15 protein-coding genes are annotated in these 17,830 nt (G+C 73.8%); 7 read left to right on the top strand and 8 right to left on the bottom strand.

The window, feature by feature from the left end; all coding sequences use genetic code 11:
* Nucleotides 1–10: 10 nt before the first annotated feature.
* Nucleotides 11–1,204, top strand: coding sequence for a M20 family metallopeptidase (locus G3I53_RS28285; RefSeq protein WP_203592606.1), 1,194 nt, complete (start codon nt 11–13; stop codon nt 1,202–1,204).
* 130 nt (nt 1,205–1,334) lie between these two features.
* Here G3I53_RS28285 and G3I53_RS28280 read toward each other — a convergent pair whose 3' ends face one another.
* Nucleotides 1,335–2,744, bottom strand: a complete 1,410-nt coding sequence (locus tag G3I53_RS28280; RefSeq protein WP_164338330.1) for a lipase maturation factor family protein — start codon at nt 2,742–2,744, stop codon at nt 1,335–1,337.
* A gap of 248 nt (nt 2,745–2,992) precedes the next feature.
* Between G3I53_RS28280 and G3I53_RS28275 the strand changes: the two genes are divergently transcribed.
* Nucleotides 2,993–5,107 (top strand): SpoIIE family protein phosphatase, encoded by a 2,115-nt coding sequence (locus G3I53_RS28275; RefSeq protein ID WP_164338331.1) that lies wholly within the window; start codon nt 2,993–2,995, stop codon nt 5,105–5,107.
* A gap of 33 nt (nt 5,108–5,140) precedes the next feature.
* Nucleotides 5,141–6,004 (top strand): DNA-formamidopyrimidine glycosylase family protein, encoded by an 864-nt coding sequence (locus G3I53_RS28270; protein ID WP_164338332.1) that lies wholly within the window; start codon nt 5,141–5,143, stop codon nt 6,002–6,004.
* Between the two features lie 16 nt (nt 6,005–6,020).
* Here the strand turns inward: G3I53_RS28270 and G3I53_RS28265 are convergent, their stop codons facing one another.
* The 3 genes from G3I53_RS28265 to G3I53_RS28255 all read right to left on the bottom strand — a co-directional run bounded on the left by G3I53_RS28265 (nt 6,021) and on the right by G3I53_RS28255 (nt 8,049).
* On the bottom strand, nt 6,021–6,674 hold the full coding sequence (locus G3I53_RS28265; RefSeq protein ID WP_164338333.1) for a zf-HC2 domain-containing protein: 654 nt from the start codon (nt 6,672–6,674) through the stop codon (nt 6,021–6,023).
* 174 nt (nt 6,675–6,848) lie between these two features.
* Entirely contained in the window at nt 6,849–7,367 is a 519-nt protein-coding gene (locus G3I53_RS28260; RefSeq protein ID WP_164338334.1) for a hypothetical protein, read from the bottom strand.
* Nucleotides 7,368–7,503: 136 nt separating this feature from the next.
* A complete protein-coding gene (locus G3I53_RS28255; RefSeq protein ID WP_164338335.1) occupies nt 7,504–8,049 on the bottom strand; it encodes a sigma-70 family RNA polymerase sigma factor in 546 nt (181 codons plus the stop codon).
* Nucleotides 8,050–8,260: 211 nt separating this feature from the next.
* Between G3I53_RS28255 and G3I53_RS28250 the strand changes: the two genes are divergently transcribed.
* Entirely contained in the window at nt 8,261–9,412 is a 1,152-nt protein-coding gene (locus G3I53_RS28250) for a CapA family protein (RefSeq protein WP_164338336.1), read from the top strand.
* Nucleotides 9,413–9,518: 106 nt separating this feature from the next.
* Here the strand turns inward: G3I53_RS28250 and G3I53_RS28245 are convergent, their stop codons facing one another.
* Nucleotides 9,519–9,980: a universal stress protein gene (locus G3I53_RS28245; protein WP_164338337.1), complete on the bottom strand. Its 462-nt coding sequence runs from the start codon at nt 9,978–9,980 to the stop codon at nt 9,519–9,521.
* A gap of 108 nt (nt 9,981–10,088) precedes the next feature.
* Here G3I53_RS28245 and lysX point away from each other — a divergent pair, with 108 nt between their 5' ends.
* Nucleotides 10,089–13,367: a bifunctional lysylphosphatidylglycerol synthetase/lysine--tRNA ligase LysX gene (lysX, locus tag G3I53_RS28240; protein WP_164338338.1), complete on the top strand. Its 3,279-nt coding sequence runs from the start codon at nt 10,089–10,091 to the stop codon at nt 13,365–13,367.
* Between the two features lie 119 nt (nt 13,368–13,486).
* On the top strand, nt 13,487–14,326 hold the full coding sequence (locus G3I53_RS28235) for a polysaccharide deacetylase family protein (RefSeq protein WP_203592605.1): 840 nt from the start codon (nt 13,487–13,489) through the stop codon (nt 14,324–14,326).
* A 33-nt stretch (nt 14,327–14,359) separates the two neighbouring features.
* On the opposite strand, the gene G3I53_RS28230 is transcribed toward G3I53_RS28235, so the two are convergent.
* Complete coding sequence (locus tag G3I53_RS28230; RefSeq protein WP_164338339.1) at nt 14,360–15,019, bottom strand: class F sortase; 660 nt, start codon at nt 15,017–15,019, stop codon at nt 14,360–14,362.
* Nucleotides 15,020–15,353: 334 nt separating this feature from the next.
* On the opposite strand from G3I53_RS28230, the gene G3I53_RS28225 reads away from it, so the two are divergent.
* Nucleotides 15,354–15,872: a hypothetical protein gene (locus tag G3I53_RS28225; protein WP_164338340.1), complete on the top strand. Its 519-nt coding sequence runs from the start codon at nt 15,354–15,356 to the stop codon at nt 15,870–15,872.
* Between the two features lie 140 nt (nt 15,873–16,012).
* Here the strand turns inward: G3I53_RS28225 and G3I53_RS28220 are convergent, their stop codons facing one another.
* On the bottom strand, nt 16,013–16,549 hold the full coding sequence (locus G3I53_RS28220) for a hypothetical protein (RefSeq protein ID WP_164438921.1): 537 nt from the start codon (nt 16,547–16,549) through the stop codon (nt 16,013–16,015).
* A 248-nt stretch (nt 16,550–16,797) separates the two neighbouring features.
* The gene (locus tag G3I53_RS28215; protein ID WP_164337899.1) at nt 16,798–17,562 is read right to left on the bottom strand and encodes a DUF4239 domain-containing protein; all 765 of its coding nucleotides are present in this window, start codon (nt 17,560–17,562) and stop codon (nt 16,798–16,800) included.
* Nucleotides 17,563–17,830: the final 268 nt, after the last annotated feature.

Raw genomic sequence — 17,830 nt, 5'->3', positions numbered from 1 at the left:
CGTGACGACAATGAGTGACGCGTCGCTGATGCAGGCGGACCTGACGGAGTTGAGGCGGTCGCTGCACCGCCGTCCGGAGATCGGCCTCGACCTGCCGCAGACCCAGCGTGCGGTGCTGGCGGCGCTGGAGGGGCTGCCCCTGGAGATCACGCTCGGTTCGTCGTCCACATCGGTGACCGCGGTACTGCGCGGCGGCCGTCCGGGGCCCGCCGTCCTCCTCCGTGGCGACATGGACGCGCTGCCGGTCACCGAGGCCACGGGGCTGGAGTACGCCAGCGAGATCGAGGGCGTCATGCACGCGTGCGGGCACGACCTGCACGTCGCCATGCTCGTCGGGGCCGCCCGACTGCTGTGCGCGCGGCGGGAGACGCTCCAGGGCGACGTCGTCTTCATGTTCCAGCCGGGGGAGGAGGGCTACGACGGCGCCCGGCTCATGATCGCGGAGGGGGTGCTGGAGGCGGCGGGACGACGGGTCTCCGCGGCGTACGGGCTCCATGTCTCCTCCTACCGCGAGCGCGGCGTCTTCTTCAGCCGGCCCGGGCCGCTGATGTCGGGTTCCCATGAACTGCGGGTCGTCGTCGAGGGTGCCGGAGGACACGGCTCCCTCCCGCACCTCTCCCGCGACCCGGTGAACGCGGCGGCGGAGATGGTGACGGCACTGCAGTCGATGGTCACCCGGCGTTTCGACATCTTCGACCCGGTGGTGCTCTCCGTGGGAGTGTTCCGGGCGGGCACCAAGATCAACATCGTCCCTGACGAAGCCGGCTTCGAGGCGACGCTGCGGAGCTTCTCGCCCGCCGCCGGCGCCCTTCTGCGGGCCGAGACCAGGCGGGTGTGCGAGGGCGTCGCGGCGGCGCACGGCCTCACCGCCGTCGTCCGGTTCACGGACGGATTCCCGGTGACCGTCAACGACCGTCACCACCATGACGTCGCCGGCGCCGTCGTGTCGCAGACCTTGGGGGCCGACCGCTTCCGGCTCATGGACCATCCGGTCGCCGCCTCGGAGGACTTCTCGTTCGTCCTGAACGAGGTGCCGGGCTGCTACGTGCATCTCGGCGCCCGCGTCGACACGGGGAGCGACGCCCCCGCGGCGCCCAACCACAGCGCACACGCCGTGTTCGACGACGGAGTGCTCTCCGACGGTGCTCTCGTCCTCGCCGAACTCGCGCTGCGGGCCCTGCGGAACGAGGCCGCCGTCCGCTGAGGTCCCCCGGCACACGCGCCGGGCGGACCGCCCTGCCGGCTGCCGGCGGCCCGGTGCGCGGGCGGGTGCGGCGTCGTCGGCTGCGAAGTCGTCCTTCTCCGCTCCGCCCGGTGACCCGAACGAAAACCGCCTAGCCGTCCGCCAGCCGGGTGGGCGGCAGGAAGTCCCGGACGTACGTCCGCTGCCACCAGGCACCCGTCTCCCGCAGCTCCCGCCGCGTGCTGAAGCGGTAGCGGAACAGCCGGGCGCGGACGTACCGGGGCGGCGCGTCCGGCGGGAACGGGGAAGCGCGCAGCAGCCGCAGCGTGTCCCGGTCGACCGCGAGCAGCCGCTCCACCAGCCGGCCGAACCACGGCTCCGCGTAGGCCGGCGACAGCGCGGCGAACCACATCAGCCAGTCGAGCCGCAGGTGGTACGGGGCGAACTGGCGCGGCCGGCGCCGCGGGTCGCCCGGCTTGCCGCGGAACTCGTACGCCCGCCAGTCCGCGTCCGCCCCGGGCGTCGCCGCCGAGGTGCCCTCGATGACCACCTCGTAGCGCACCCGGCTGACGCTGCCGAAGGCGCCGTAGGTGTTGACCAGGTGCAGCGGGTCGAAGGAGCGGTTCATCACCTGGCGGCGGGAGACCATGTTGCGGACCGGGCGGAAGCCGAGCAGGAGCAGCAGCGCCGACACCGCGAGGACGACCACCACGTACCACAGCGGGGGATCCGGCACCCGCGGCGCGTCGGACGGCAGCCGCAGGGCGGAGAGGGCCAGCACGACGGTGATCCAGTTCAGCCACGCGAAGTTGCCCGACAGCACCAGCCACAGCTGGGTGAGGATCATCAGCGCGGCGGCGGCCGAGGCGACCGGCTGCGGAGCGAACACCAGAAACGGCACCACCAGTTGGGTGACGTGGTTGGCGGCCGCCTCCACCCGGTGCAGCGGCCGGGGCAGGTGGTGGAAGAACCGGCTCAGCGGGCCGGGCATCGGCTGCGTCTCGTGATGGTGGTAGAGGCAGGTCAGGTTCCGCCAGCAGGCGTCGCCCCGCATCTTGATCAGCCCCGCGCCGAACTCCACCCGGAAGAGCACCCACCGCAGCAGGAACAGCACCACGACCGGCGGCGCCACCTCGTCGTTGCCGAGGAGGACGGCGAGGAACCCGACCTCCAGCAGCAGCGACTCCCAGCCGAACGCGTACCAGGTCTGCCCCACGTTGACGATCGACAGGTACAGCAGCCACGGCACCAGCCACAGCAGCATCGCGGCCCACAGCGGCACCACTGAGCCCAGTCCGGCCAGCAGCGCCGCCGACACCGCGCACCCGGCCCACGCCACAGCGGCGAAGAAGCGGTCCGAGTAGTACAGGTGGAACAGGCTCGGCGACCGGCGGAACGGCACCCGCGCCACGAACCGGGGCACCGGCAGCATCCCGCGCTCGCCCGTCAGCGCACGGAACTGCAGCGCCGCGGTCAGGAAGGCGACCCCGTACAGCGCGGCCAGCGCCCGCTGGAAGAGCTCCCGGCTCAGCCAGTACTCGGTCGCGGTGAACCACTCCACGGCCGCGCCCTCCCTCCGACGTCCCGCTGCGCGCCACGGACGCGCTCCGTCGTACGCCACGCCCCGGCACCCGCGGCGGCCACCACGCGGAACGGGTCACCCGCGCGGGTGAAAGCGGGCGGGACGCGCGCCGCCGCCCGTCGTCACCGGCGGGCCCGGACACGGTGGCCGCGGGCCGCCCGCGGCGCGCCCCCCTCGTACCCCGCGCAGCGGTCGAAGATTCGGATGAATCCTGGCAAGGTGGCCCCATGGCTGATCGGGGAGCGGGCGTGCTGTCACTCCCGGACGACTGGCCGGACCACCCGGACCCCATTCTGGCGCTCAACCGCATGGGCAGCTTCGACTGGGACCTGGACACCGGCGTGATGCAGATGGACGCCCAGGCCCGCGAGATCTTCGACATGCGGCCCGAGGAGTACGACGACCGTCCCGGCACGCTGTCGGACCGGGTGCCGCCCGCCGAGGCCCAGCGGCTGGACGCGGCCGTCTCCCAGGCGCTCAAGGACGGCAGCGAGAACTACGGCGCCTACTTCCGTCTCCGCCGCCGCGACGGCAGCCTGCGCTGGACGCACACCCAGGGCTACATCCGCCGCGACGAGACCGGCCGGCCCCGCCGCATCATCGGCATCGTCCGGGACGCCACCGAGGAACTCAGGGACAGCACCGCCCGGCGCGAGCAGGCCGCCCAGGAGGACGCCCGCCGCGAGCAGACCAACGTCGTCCAGCTCACCACCGCCGCCCTCGCCCACGCCCGCACCGTGCAGGACGTCATCGACGTCCTCAAGGACACCCACGGCCTCATCCACCTGGGCGCGACCAGCCTCGTCATGGGCCTGGTCGAGGCGGGCCGCATCCGGCTGATCGCCGAGGGACCCGCCGGCAGTTTCGTGCCGGGCACCCGGGTCACCGGGATCGAGGAGGCGTACCCGATGAGCGAGGCGGTACGGACCCTAGGCCCGTGCTTCATCGAGTCCCCGGAGGAGTTCGCCGAACGCTACCCGCTGCTGTGGCCGCACCTCGGCGCGCTGAACGTGACATCGGCGGCCTATCTGCCGCTCATCGTGCAGGCCCGGCCGATCGGCGCGATGGGCCTGCTCTACAGCGACCGGCACGGCTTCTCGCCCGAGGAACGCAACATCCTCGTCGCCCTCGGCAGCAGCATCGCCCAGAGCCTGCAGCGGGCCATGTTCTACGAGCAGGAGATGGACCTCGCCCAGGGGCTCCAGCAGGCCATGCTGCCCCGCACCATCCCCAGCGTCGCCGGCGCCGACGTCGCCGTCCGCTACCGCGGCGCCACCCTCGGCGGGTCGCTAGGCCGGGACATCGGCGGCGACTGGTACGACCTGATCCCGCTGCCCGGGGGGACGACCTCGGGCGCCGGCAAGGTGGGCGCCGTCATCGGTGACGTGCAGGGCCACGACACGCACGCCGCCGCCGTCATGGGCCAGCTGCGGATCGTGCTGCGCGCCTACGCCGCCGAGGGCCACCCGCCGGCCACCGTGATGGCCCGCGCCTCCGTGTTCCTGCACGAACTCGACACCGACCGCTCCGCGACCTGCCTCTACGCCGAGGCGGACCTGTCCACCGGGGTGCTCCAGGTGGTCCGGGCCGGCCACCTCGACCCCCTGGTGCGGCGCACCGACGGCACCTGCCGCAGGGTGGCCCTGCCGGGCGGGCTGCCGCTGGGGCTGTCCGCCGAGTTCGGCCGGCTGGAGTATCCGGTGGGCACCATGGAGCTCGACCCCGGCGACACGCTGCTGCTGTGCACCGACGGGCTGGTCGAGCAGCCCGGCACCGACCTCGACGAGGGCATGGAGACCCTGTCCGCGCTCGTCAGCACCGGCCCGGACGACGTCCGTGACCTCGCCGACCGGCTCATCGAGGTCGCCGACGAGCGCCGCGGCGACGACGACGTGGCCCTGCTCGTGCTGCGCCGCCGCCCCCTGGACAGCCCGCGCTCCGGCGGCCGCCTCCAGCAGCACGTGGCCCCCGGGGACCCCGAGGCGCTCTCCGAGGCCCGGCGCATGATCCGCGCCGCGGTCGGCGCCTGGGGAGCACGCGACCGCGCCGACGAGATCGAACTGGCCGCCGACGAGCTGATCACCAACGCCCTGATGCACACCGAGGGCGCGGCGGTCGTCACCCTCCGCCTGCTCACCGGCGCCGAGCGGCGGCTGCGGGTGGAGGTCGAGGACTCCTCCAGCGCCCTCCCGCGCCGCCGCGACGCCGGGGAGGCGGGCGTCTCGGGGCGGGGCCTGCTGCTGGTGGACATGCTCACCGACCTGTGGGGCGTGGAGGCGCGGGGCGGCGGCAAATGCGTGTGGGGCGAGTTCGTGGTGCCCGGGCGGGCGGATCCGGACTGACCGCACCGGCCCCGGATGGGGCACTCTGGACGTATGCCGGAACTCCCCGAGGTCGAGGCGCTCAAGGACTTCCTCACCGAGCACCTCGTCGGCCACGAGATCGTGCGGGTGCTGCCCGTGGCGGTCAGCGTCCTGAAGACCTACGACCCGCCCCTGTCGGCCGTCGAGGGCCGGGAGGTCACCGCCGTGCACCGGTACGGCAAGTTCCTGGGCCTGGAGACGGACGGCGGCCCGCACCTCGTCACCCACCTGGCGCGCGCGGGCTGGCTGCACTGGCGCGACCCCCTGCCCAGCGGCCCGCCCCGGCCCGGGAAGGGGCCGCTGGCGCTGCGCGTGGCCCTGGAGACCGGTGCGGGCTTCGACCTCACCGAGGCCGGGACCCAGAAGCGGCTCGCGGTGTACGTGGTGGCCGATCCGGCGGACGTGCCGGGCGTCGCGCGCCTGGGCCCCGACCCGCTCGCCGACGACTTCGACGAGGAGCGCCTGGCCGGGCTGCTCTCGGGGGAGCGGCGGCAGCTGAAGGGAGCGCTGCGCGACCAGAGCCTGATCGCGGGCGTCGGCAACGCCTACAGCGACGAGATCCTGCACGCGGCCCGCATGTCCCCGTTCAAGCCGACCGGCTCCCTCACGGCGGCGGAGACGGCCCGCCTGTACGAGGCGCTGCGCACCACCCTCACCGAGGCGGTGGAGCGCTCCCGGGGGATCGCGGCGGGCCGGCTGAAGGCGGAGAAGAAGAGCGGTCTGCGGGTCCACGGCCGCACCGGCGAGGCGTGCCCGGTGTGCGGCGACACCATCCGCGAGGTGTCCTTCAGCGACTCGTCGCTGCAGTACTGCCCCACCTGCCAGACCGGCGGCAAGCCGCTCGCCGACCGCAGGCTCTCCCGCCTGCTGAAGTGAACCCGGCGGCGCGGTGTCAGCGGGGCCGCAGGGTGACCAGGTGCTCGCCCTCGGAGGTGCGGACCTCGTAGCGGGCGATCTGCGCGGAGCGGAGGGTGGAGCCGGCCACCATGGTGTGCGCCCGGCCGTCCCGGCCGGGCACCCGCCAGTTGGTGACGGTCTCCTCAGAGCCGTCGCGGCCCACCACGACCAGATGGCAGGTGCGGGGGCCCGCGCCGTCCTTGACCTGCACCTCGATGCTGCTGCCCCAGGCCTCGTCGTCGGAGGTGACCTGGGCCCAGACCCCGGTCCGGGTGTCGGTCGCGGCGACGCTCCCGGACCCGCCCCCGCCGCCGCCGGCCATGATCGCGACGGCCGGGGCGGACACCGCGAACACCACCGAGGCGGCGAGCGCCAGCAGCAGCCGGCGCCGTCCCGCCCGGTGGCGGGTGGCCACCTCCGCGAGCAGCCGGTCCAGCATCCTCGGACCCGGCTTGGCCAGGGGGTGCACCAGCCGCGGGGTGGAGCGCCGGTACAACATCAACTGACGCGTCGCCGGGCCGAATTCGGTCACCTGGGCAGCGCAGCTGGGGCACTCCATGAGGTGGTCCTCGAAGCGGAATGCCTCCGCCTCGTCCAGCACGCCGAGCGCATAGGCGCCGACGTCGCGATGCCTTTCCAGGGACCTCATGCCGAATCCTCGTGCCGTTGGGTGCGGGTGGGGTTACTCCTTGCTCCCACCGGTACGCACCGGGCACCGGAATCACTCAAGCAGCACACCGAATCGTGACCAAAGGATTCGGAGCCCTCCGGCCCGCGGATTGGTCGGTTTTCCGCCGGGTCGAAGACAGGTCCGGGGTCCGGCCTAGAAGAGGTGGATGGCGAGGTGCCCGAGCGGCAGTCCCAGCTGCCAGGCCGGCGTCCACACCTTCGGCCCCTCGTCCTCACCGGCCCCCGCCGCACCGCCCGGTACCGCGTTGAGGTCGGGCGCCAGCAGTTCCGTCTCCTGCAGCCAGCGCCAGGCGGCCCGGGCCAGCTCCAGATCGGGGTCGGGGCGCGTCCGGCGGGCCGCGGCGTCGGCCGACAGGTCGGCCAGGCGCTCCTCCACCCACTCCTGCCACGGCTGGTCGTAGGCGGTCAGCGACAGCCAGGTCTCCAACTGCGTGATCACCCGGATGCCGGACAGCTCGCGGTCGGTGTCGGACAGGAAGACGGTCAGCGCCAGCGCGTCCCGGCCGGCCCGGAACTCGAAGGACGTCGGCGGCATCAGGTCGCCGCTGCGCAGCAGTTCGTCGGCGATGTACTCGGCGTACAACCAGGCCATGGGGACGACGAGTCGGCCGTCCTCCGGGCCTTCCGTGCTCTCTTGACCTCTGTGCAGCATCCCTTCCAGCCTTCCTCCGTCACGTGCGCGTCGCCCGAAGCCGGGCCCCCGGTCCGGAACACGGATGAGGACAGCCGATTACTCAACAGGGGTCATCGGCAAGGCGCTTTACGGAGGTTTGACTCAGCCGCCGGTTTCACCGCAGGTCGGCGGCGTATCCCGGAAGCACCCGGCGCAAGGCGCGCAGCGCGTAGAACGCGCGGGACTTCACAGTACCGGCAGGGATGCCGAGGGCCGCCGCGGCTTCCGCCACACTCGCCCCCTGGAAGTACACCAGCACCAGGACTTCACGGTGCTCCGGAGTGAGTGTCTTCACAGCCTCGCGGACGTCGAGGGCGGCGGCGGCCCGCTCGGCGTGGTCGGAGATGACGCGGGCGTTCTCCAGCACGGCGTCGCCGACCTCGGCGGGCCGGGCCTGCCGGGCCCGCCGGGCGTCGATGGCGAGCCGCCGGGCCACGGTGAGCAGCCAGGGCCGCACCGAGTCGAAGTCGTCCGCGCGCAGGGCCTCGGGGTGCTGCCAGGCGCGCACCAGCGTCTCCTGGACCAGATCCTCCGCGCGCTGCCGGTCCCCGTCGCAGAGCCGGAGCAGCAGCGCGAAGAGGGGCCGGCCGTGCTCGCGCTGCAGTGCGGCGAGCTCGTGCTCGGCGGTGGTCCCGTTCGTGAGTGTGATTCCGGCCGTCATGGCCGTATGGCAACCCACGGCGCCGCTCGAAGACAGGGCGCGCACAGGGGCGTGCGGCGGACGGTCGATCGCGTCGACGAACGGTTCGACGAACGGTTGAGGCGGCCGTTCCGGCACGCCGGACGGCCTGTTGAGCGTGTCGGAGCGACAGGAGCCCGCTGCCAGATTTGTATCTGATTGTCCGTAAATATGACTACAGCGGGGTGAAGTGATGCTCACACGCAGTCGACGGCTGGCCCTGGCCCTGACCGTCGTCCTCGCGACCGGCGCGGCCTGTCAGGCCCGGGACCACCGAGGGGCGGAATCCGGCCATCCCGCCCCCGCTCCGGCGGCCCGGAGCTTCACCCTGGTCGCCTCCGGGGACGTGCTGCCCCACACGTCGGTCATCGACCGCGCCCGCTTCGACGCCGGCGGCACCGGCCACGACTTCCGCCCCATGCTCGCCGGGATCCGCTCCGTCGTCGCCGGCGCCGACCTGGCGCTGTGTCACATGGAGACCGTCTACGGCGAGAACGGCGACTACAGCGGCTACCCCGCCTTCAAGTCGCCGCCCGAGATCGCCCGCGGCCTGGCCGCCACCGGCTACGACGGCTGCTCCACCGCCTCCAACCACACCCTCGACGACGGCGCCGACGGCATCCGCCGCACCCTGGACGCCCTCGACCGCGCGGGCGTGCGGCACGCCGGGTCGGCCCGCACCGAACAGGAGTCCCGCACGGTCACCGTGCTGCGCGCGGGCACCGCCCGGGTCGCCCACCTCGCCTACACCTACGACACCAACGGCATCCCGCTGCCCCCCGGACAGCCCTGGGCCGTCGACCTCATCGACGAGTCCCGCATCCTCGCCGACGCGCGCGCCGCCCGCACGGCGGGAGCCGACGTGGTCGTCGTCTCCGTGCACTGGGGCACCGAATGGCAGGAGGCCCCCGACGAGCAGCAGATCACCCTGGCCCGCTCCCTCACCGCCGCCCGCGCCGGCGACCGCCCCGCCATCGACCTCCTGCTCGGCACCCACGCCCACGTCCCGCAGGCGTACGAGAAGGTCAACGGCACCTGGGTGATCTACGGCATGGGCGACCAGATCGCCGGCGAGATGGTCAACCACGACGGGATCAAGGACCCGCGCGGGAACCAGTCCACGCTGGGCCGGTTCACCTTCGCCCCGCCCGCCCGGCCCGGGGAGCGCTGGCAGGTCACCCGGGCCGAGTTCGTCCCGCAGCTGTTCGACGTGGACGCCGGGCGCGTCGTCAACCTCAACCGGGCCCTCGCCCGGGGCGCCGAGGTGAAGGCGGTCCGTGACCGGATCCGCACCGTCGTCCTCAGCCGGGGCGCGGCACAGGACGGACTCGTCATGGGGAAGTAGACGCCCCCCGCACGCACGCACGTACCCCTGCACGCACGCACCCACTCACTCACTCACACCCACCGCCCTGCCCGCCCCTTCCCCGCCGGGGCGGGCGGGGCAAGTCCTACGGCACCACCGTCACCGGCCAGCGCCCCGTCTTCACCAGCCGCACCGCGACCGACCCGACGAACCGGTGCCCCGCCTTCTCCGAGGCGCCCACCACCACCGCGTCCGCCCGCAGGTCGTCGGCCGCCTTCACCAGGCCGTTGTACGGGTCGCCGCGGAACGTGTGGAACTGCCAGCGCGGCGCGGACAGGTCCCGCACCCGCTGCGCCGCCTCCCGGATCTGCGTCACCAGCTCGTCCGCGATCTCGTCGGTCGCGTCCGCCGCCGGCGCCCCGAGCGCCACCCCCGCCGCCATCACCGGCCGGACGTACACCGCCGCCAGCGTCGCGCCCTGACGCCGGGCCAGCCCCAGGGCATAGGCCGCCGCGCGCATCGACGACTCCGAGCCGTCCACCCCGACCACGATCACCTTCGGACCGTCGGTGCCCCGTTCGAACCGTCGCGCCTGCGATTCCGTCACGTGTGCGAGGTTATCGGACCCTCCCGGGAGGGCGCCGGTGTCCAGGCCCGCGCGGCGGCCCCGCCCGCTCGACGGGCGAGGCGGCGAAGGTGTTCCTACAGTCGAAACATGAGTGCCACCGCGGACGCCGGTACGGCCCAAGGCACCCGGGCGCCGGTCCGCCGGTCCGGTCGCCTGTTCCCCGGCCGGGTGCCCCAGGCCTTCGCGGCCTTCTTCACCGCACTCGGGATCCTGTGCGTCCTGCTCGCCGTCATCCCGCCCCTGCGCACCGGGCTGCGTCCCCTCATCGACGTGCTGGAACTGCTCCTGGTGCCGGTCAGCGCCAACCTCGCCTACGCCGTCTTCCTCTTCCTGCTGGCCGCCGCGACCGCCGCCCGCAAGAAGATCGCCTGGTGGCTGGTGGTCGTCTACCTCGGCCTGCTCCTGCTCGCCGACGTGATCGGCATCGCGTCCGGCCTGTACGCCGACTCCATCCCCTCCTTCATCGTCTGCGCCGTCGCGCTCGCCGTGCTGATCGTGGCCCGCGGCGAGTTCTACGCCCTCTCCCGGCACGGCGCCGTGCGCCGGGCGCTGACCGTCCTGGTCGCCGGCCTCGTCGTCGCCGTCCTGGCCGGCTGGGGACTGGTCGCCCTGTTCCCCGGCGGCCTCCCGCGCGGCCAGAGCCTGGCCTGGGCCGCCAACCGCGTCCTCGGCGGACTCGTCCCCGGCAGCACCTTCGACGGCAGCCCGCCGCGCCCCCTGTACTTCCTGCTCGGCCTGTTCGGCGCGCTCGCCCTGCTCAACGCAGCCGCCACCCTGTTCCGCTCCCAGCGCCTGGAAGCCGCCCTGCACGGCGACGAGGAGACCCGCATCCGCGCCCTCCTGCGCGCCTACGGCGACCAGGACTCCCTCGGCTACTTCGCCACCCGCCGGGACAAGGCCGTCGTCTTCTCGCCCAGCGGCAAGGCCGCCGTCACGTACCGCGTCGAGACCGGCGTCTGCCTCGGCAGCGGCGACCCCGTCGGCGACCGCGAGGCCTGGCCGCACGCCGTCGAAGCCTGGCTGGAGGTCGCCCGCCGCCACGCCTGGACACCCGCCGTGATGGGCGCCTCCGAGGAAGGCGCCCGCGCCTACGTGCGGGCCGGGCTCGGCGCGCTCCAGCTCGGCGACGAGGCCATCCTGCACGTCGCCGACTTCGACCTCGGCGGGCGGGACATGCGGGTCACCCGGCAGGCCGTCAACCGGGTGCGGCGCACCGGCGCCGGCTGCCGGGTGCGCCGCCACTCCGCGCTCTCCGAGGAGGAGATGCGGGAGATCGTCGACAAGGCCGACGCCTGGCGCGACACCGAGACCGAGCGCGGCTTCTCCATGGCGCTGGACCGCCTCGGCGACCCCGCCGACGGCGACTGCCTCCTGGCGGAGGCGCACGACGCCGACGGCCGGCTGCTCGCCCTGCTGTCCTTCGTCCCCTGGGGCCGCGACGGCGTCTCCCTGGACCTGATGCGCCGGGACCGCGAGGCCCCCAACGGCGTCACCGAGTTCATGATCGCCGAACTGTGCGCCGCCGCGCCCAAGCTGGGCGTCCGCCGGGTCTCCCTCAACTTCGCCGTCTTCCGCTCCGTGTTCGAGGAGGGCGCCCGCATCGGCGCCGGACCGGTGCTGCGGATCTGGCGGCGCCTGCTGCTGTTCTTCTCCCGCTGGTGGCAACTGGAGGCGCTGTACCGCTCCAACGCCAAGTACCACCCCGAGTGGTACCCCCGCTTCCTCTGCTACGGGGAAGCCGCCTCCCTCGCCCGGGTCGGCCTCGCCTCCGCCGTCGCCGAGGGATTCGTCCGCGTGCCGTCCCTGCGCGAGCTGCGCGAGAAGGGGCGCCCCAGGGCCGGGCAGCGGCCCGCGACGACCGAGGGCCTGCCGTCCCTGGCGGCGCTCGGCCTCGACGGAGGGGACGAGACCGAGCCCGCCGACCCCCTCGCCCACCTGCCCGACCAGGTCCGCGTCCGGCACCGCAAGCTGGACCGGCTGCGCGCCCAGGGCATCGACCCCTACCCCGTCGGCGTCCCCGCCCGCACCCACACCCTCGCCGGCATCCGGCCCGGCCAGGACGTCACCGTCACCGGCCGCGTCATGCTCGTGCGCGACTTCGGCGGCATCGTCTTCGTCGTCCTGCGGGACTGGTCCGGACAGCACCAGCTCGCCCTCACCCGCGACGGCTCCGGCGCCGCCCTCGACCGCTTCACCGCCGACACCGACATCGGCGACCACATCAGCGCCACCGGCCGCGCCGGGGTCAGCGACAGCGGCGAACCGACCGTCTTCGTCACCTCCTGGCAGCTCGTCGGCAAGTGCCTGCGCCCCCTGCCCGACAAACGGAGGGGCCTCGCCGACCCCGAGGCCAGGGTCCGCCGCCGCTACCTCGACCTGGTGGCGAGCCCCGACGCCCGCGACGTCGTCCGGCGCCGCTCCACCGCCGTCCAGGCCCTGCGCCAGGGCCTGCTGGAGCGCGGCTTCCTCGAGGTCGAGACGCCGATGCTGCAGCAGATCCACGGCGGCGCCAACGCCCGCCCCTTCACCACCCACATCAACGCCTACGACCTCGACCTGTACCTGCGCATCGCCCCCGAGCTGTACCTGAAGCGGCTGTGCGTCGGCGGCATGGAGAAGGTCTTCGAGATGGGCCGCACCTTCCGCAACGAGGGCGTCTCCTACAAGCACAACCCCGAGTTCACGATGCTGGAGGCCTACCAGGCGCACGCCGACTACGACGTGATGCTCGACCTCGTGCGCGAACTGATCCAGGGCGCCGCGACCGCCGCCTTCGGCACCCCGGTCGCCCACAAGGACGGCAAGGAGTACGACATCTCCGGCAGCTGGCCCGTCAAGACGGTGCACGGCGCCATCAGCGAGGCACTCGGCGAGGAGATCGGCCCCGGCACCGAACTGCCCGAACTGCTCCGGCTCTGCGACCGCGCCGGCGTGCCGTACACCGACGACGACACCCCCGGTGACGTCGTCCTGGAGATGTACGAGCGGCTGGTCGAGGAGAAGACGCAACTGCCCACCTTCTACAAGGACTTCCCCACCGAGGTCTCCCCGCTCACCCGCGAGCACCGCACCGACCCGCGGCTCGCCGAACGCTGGGACCTGGTGGCCTTCGGCACCGAGCTGGGCACCGCCTACTCCGAACTCACCGACCCCGTCGAGCAGCGCCGCCGGCTCACCGCGCAGTCCCTGCTCGCCGCGGGCGGCGACCCCGAGGCGATGGAACTGGACGAGGACTTCCTCGACGCCCTGGAGTACGCCATGCCGCCCACCGGCGGCCTCGGCATCGGCGTCGACCGCCTCGTCATGTTCCTCACCGGACTGACCATCCGGGAGACGCTGCCGTTCCCCCTCGTGCGCCGCCGCTGACCCGCCCCCGCCCGCACGTCCGGGGCACGGCCCCCGGCACTGGGCCAAGCGGGTTGAATCGTGCCGCCACACCGGTGTCGCGGCAGAGCGCCGGGCCCCCGCCGGGCGACTGATGACTCATGAAGAAGGATCAGTTGCTCACCCGGCGCCGGGCGTTGATCACCGGCGCCGCCGCAGTGGGAGCGGCCGGCGCGGCGGGCCTGTTCACGACGTTCACCGGGAACAAGGCCGCACCGCCCCCCGCCCCGCCCGTCGCCGGAGCCCCGGCCGCCCGCCCGCTCCGGCCCTCCGAGTACCGCCTCCAGCCCCTGACCGGCTACGGCACCCCGCGCGCCGTGCCCGCCCGGCCCCCGGTGCGCAGCGAACCGCTGCTGCGGGTGTCCGGCCGCGGCCGCACCATGGTGCTGACCTTCGACGACGGCCCCGACCCCCGCTACACCCCCGCCATCCTGGACACGCTCGCCGAGTACGACGTGCGCGCCATGTTCTTCGTGTGCGGCGAGATGGCCTCCTACAACAAGGAACTGCTGGCCCGCATGGCCGAGGAGGGCCACACCGTCGGCAACCACACCTGGTCCCACCCCCTGCTCACCAAGCTCTCCCGCGGCCGCATCCGCTCCGAGATGGAACGCACCAGCGACGTCATCGAGGAGGGGTACGGCGAACGCCCGCAGTGGTTCCGGGCCCCCTACGGCGCCTGGAACCGGACCACGTTCCGGCTCGGCGCCGAACTGGGCATGGAGCCCCTGGCCTGGACGGTCGACACCCTGGACTGGACCGAGCCCGGCGCCCGCACCATCGTCGGCCGGGTGAGGAACGGCGCCGCCCCCGGCGTCGTGGTGCTCTCCCACGACGCCGGGGGCGACCGCTCGCAGAGCGTCCGCGCCCTGCGCGACTACCTGCCCGGGCTGCTCGACTCCGGCTACCACATCACCGTGCCGCGCCGCACGTACGCCTGAGCGGCCCCGCCCGCCGGGCCGGGGCCGCGCGGCTCAGCGGACCTCGGCCAGGCGGGCGAAGGCCACCACGTTCCCGTCGTAGCCGTCCTGCTGGGAGAAGCCGCCGCCGCAGGTGATGACCCGCAGTTCCGCGGCGCCCTTGGAGGCGTAGACCCGGTCGCCGGGGAAGTCGTGCTTCGAGAAGACCTCGATGCCGTACACCTCGAACACGGCCGTCCTGCCGTCCTTGCGGGTGATCTCGACGCGGTTGCCCTTCTTCATGGCGCCGAGCCCGTAGAACACGGCGGGCCCCTGCTGGTTGTCGACGTGGCCGACGACGACCGCGGTGCCCTTCTCACCGGGGGTGACGGCGCCGGTGAACCAGCCCGCCAGGTTGGGGTCCTCGGCCGGCGGCGCGTCCACCCAGCCCTCCGCGTCCAGCCCCACCGGCATGACCGGCGCGTCGACCTGGATGGCGGGGATCCGGACCCGGTCCGGCAGCGCGTACGGCAGCGGCTGGGCGCCACCGGTCACCGGCGCCCGGGTGTCGGCCGCCGCCGCGCTGGCCGGCTGCGGCGGACCCACGTCGAACTCGCCCGAGCCGTTGCGGATCAGCGCCAGGCCGGTGAGCAGCACCAGCGCTATCACGCCCCACGGCGCGCGCTTCTTCCGCCGTGCCTCCTCCTCGGCCGCGGCCGCTTCGAAAGCAGACATTCGCTCTTCCCCTCTCGACGCGGCCGTCGCCGCGTCACCGGCGCATGTCTGAACGCTAGATTCCGCGGGCACGACCGGCGACGGGACGGCGCCGAACGGGTGCCCCCGGCCGCCACCGGTGCGCCATCCGGGGAAGCGCCGCACGAGGGCGCCCCCGCGGCATGTGACCTGCGGTGATGAACGATCTTGGGAGCGGGCGCGGGAATTTCCCTCACCGGGACGGACCATTCCCGAAATGCGGCTGCCCGCACGGCAACTGAGGGTTTTTCCGGGAGGCGCTTTCTCGCCGATCCAACCGGGTACGGGACCCGGGGCGCCTTCCGCGGAGGATCACATGCGCAACTCACGTGCCCTGGCGGCCGCCGGAGCGGCGGTCGCCGTCCTCGGACTCGGCGCCCCGGTCGCGGTCGCCGACGCCCCGGTGACCGTCTCGGACGGCGGCGGCGTCCCCAGCCCGTCCAACATCACCGCCATGCCCAGTGTCATCGCCCGCGGCGGCCAGCTGGCCATCACCGTCGACGGCTGCCCCAACGGCGGCCACGCCACGTCCCACGCCTTCCCGCGCACCAACCTGACGCCGGTCAGCGGCCAGCGCGGCACCTCCCGGGGGACCGCCACCATCAACTCCGACGCGCGGCCCGGCCCGTACGACATCACCGTCCACTGCTCCGGGCGGACCCTGACCCGCTCGGACGCCTTCACCGTCATCGGCGGGGTGCGCGGCGGCCTCGGCGGCAGCAGCACCACCGGTGCCACCCCGACCGACATGGCCATCGGCGGCGGACTCGTCGCCGCGGCGGTCGCCGCCGGCGGCGTGTTCTGGATGCGCCGCCGCGCCGAGAAGCGGATCTGAGTCCCTCCCCTCGGACGGCCCGCTCGCACGTGACCGCAGCCCCTCGCCCCGGACGCCACCGGCTCCGGGGCGAGGGGCTGCGGTGTGGGGGGCGTCCGGACATCATGGGCGCGCCGCCCGCCGTCCCGCGCGCCCCGCCCTCAGGCGCCGTCCTCGGGGGACGGACGGCGGTAGTGGCGGTACGCGGCGCCCAGGGCGCCCGCGACGATCAGCGCGCCGAGGCCCAGCCGGCCCGCGTCGAGACCGGCGAAGCTGCCGCCCTCGCCGGCGTGCACACCCTTGGGGTGCTCCGGCTGCACCGGCACGGGGGTGGGCAGCGGCACCGGCCGGTCGGAGGCGATGGTCAGCGGCGCGGTGCCGGTGACGCCGTCGCAGGTGAACGCCACCTGGTACACGGCTCCCGGCCGGGCGTCCCAGTCGACCACAGCCGTGGCCTTGGACTTCTTCGGCGGGATGGTGACCGTGTCGAACACCGGTGAGGAGACCTTGGCGTGGCCCTTGCAGCCGCCCCCCGCGCGGTCCACGCGCAGGGTCACGGTGTCACCCGGGTCGACGATCTCGGGCTCGACGTCGAACCCGAACGGGGTGACGTCGCCGGCGACGGCCACCGGCGCGGCCGCCAGGGCGAGGGCGCCGGCACTCAGCAGGGCGGCGGAAGCGACGCGTATCGCGTGCATGTGGATCCTCCGGGTCCCGAGGTGCAGCCGCGGACCTGTTCCGCGCGGGGCAGGAATGCGCCTCGATGGGCGAAACGCTAGAAACGCCCACCCGCCCGCGCGATCGCAGTCGCGCGAACGGGTCATCCCGGTGGGCCGTGCGGGCGAACCCGCGTCCCGCCGACGGGGGACCCGGCCGGCGTGGCGCCCGCGCACCGGACCTCCCGCGTGCCCGGCGCGCCCGGCGTCCACCCCGGCGTGCGGCGGCGTCAGGTCCGCAGGTGCGGGAAGAGGTTGAGGAACGGGTCGGCCGAGGCGGTGATGCCCCGGCTGTAGGGCATGTCGAAGTCCCAGATGAGGAACAGCAGGAAGGCGATCAGCGCCGAGAACATCCCGGCCAGCACCAGTTCGCGCGGGGTGCGCCTGATCTGCAGCGCGAAGATCATCCCGATGGTGACGACGGCCCCGCTGATCAGCCCGAACCACACCACGCCCGGCATGGTCTCCTCGGTGGACTCCGCCCGGGCGCTGCGGGCCTGGTCGGCGGCGGCGACCTGGTCGACCAGCGGCTGGTAGGCCTGTGCCTCGAAGTCCGTGCGCGGTTCGTAGTCGGTGACGTCCCGGCGGACGCGGTCGAGGAGCTCGGTGCCGTGCTCCGTGACGCCGGCCCCGTCGGCCATGCTGCGCCACTCGGTGGTGACCACGTGCGACACGTAGGCGTCGATGTCGTCCCGGATGCGGTCGCGCGTCTCGGCCGGGTAGACCCGGACCCGCTCGGAGATCTCGTGCAGCGCCACCGCCTCGGCCCGTACGTGGTCCTCGGCGGCCCCGCGGCCCTCCCAGACGCCGGCGATCGCCAGACCGAGGACGATGGCGTACACCACACCGATCCACATCGTCATGTACTCGATGACGTCCGGTGTCTCGCTGGGGTCCTCGTCGTCGGCCGCACGGCGGTGCCGGACGAGGGTGATGGTCACCACCACGGCGCAGACGGCCAGCATCGCGAGGGTGAGAACAAGCCATTCCGGCAAGAGGTGCCTCCAGAACGAGTCGACGGGTCAACGGTCCACCGGTCCGGGACGGGGCCGGAGCGGGACCGGGTGTGCGGCCCGGACGGGGCCGGGCCGGGGTCCGGATCAGCGCGGCCGCAGCGCGGCGACGGCGACCACGGCGGGCGTGGTGATCAGCAGGACGAAGGTGAGCGGCGACGTGGCGCCGCGGGTGGGCCGCTCGGCCCGGGCCGCCGGGCGGTGCACCGGGTAACGCACGGGCGTCACGGACGGGCGTGGCGTGGGCGTG

The organism is Streptomyces sp. SID14436 (genome assembly GCF_010548465.1).
GTDB lineage: Bacteria > Actinomycetota > Actinomycetes > Streptomycetales > Streptomycetaceae > Streptomyces.
The sequence above is the reverse complement of the archived record's forward strand: the minus strand, read 5'-3'. Positions and strand labels throughout refer to the sequence as shown.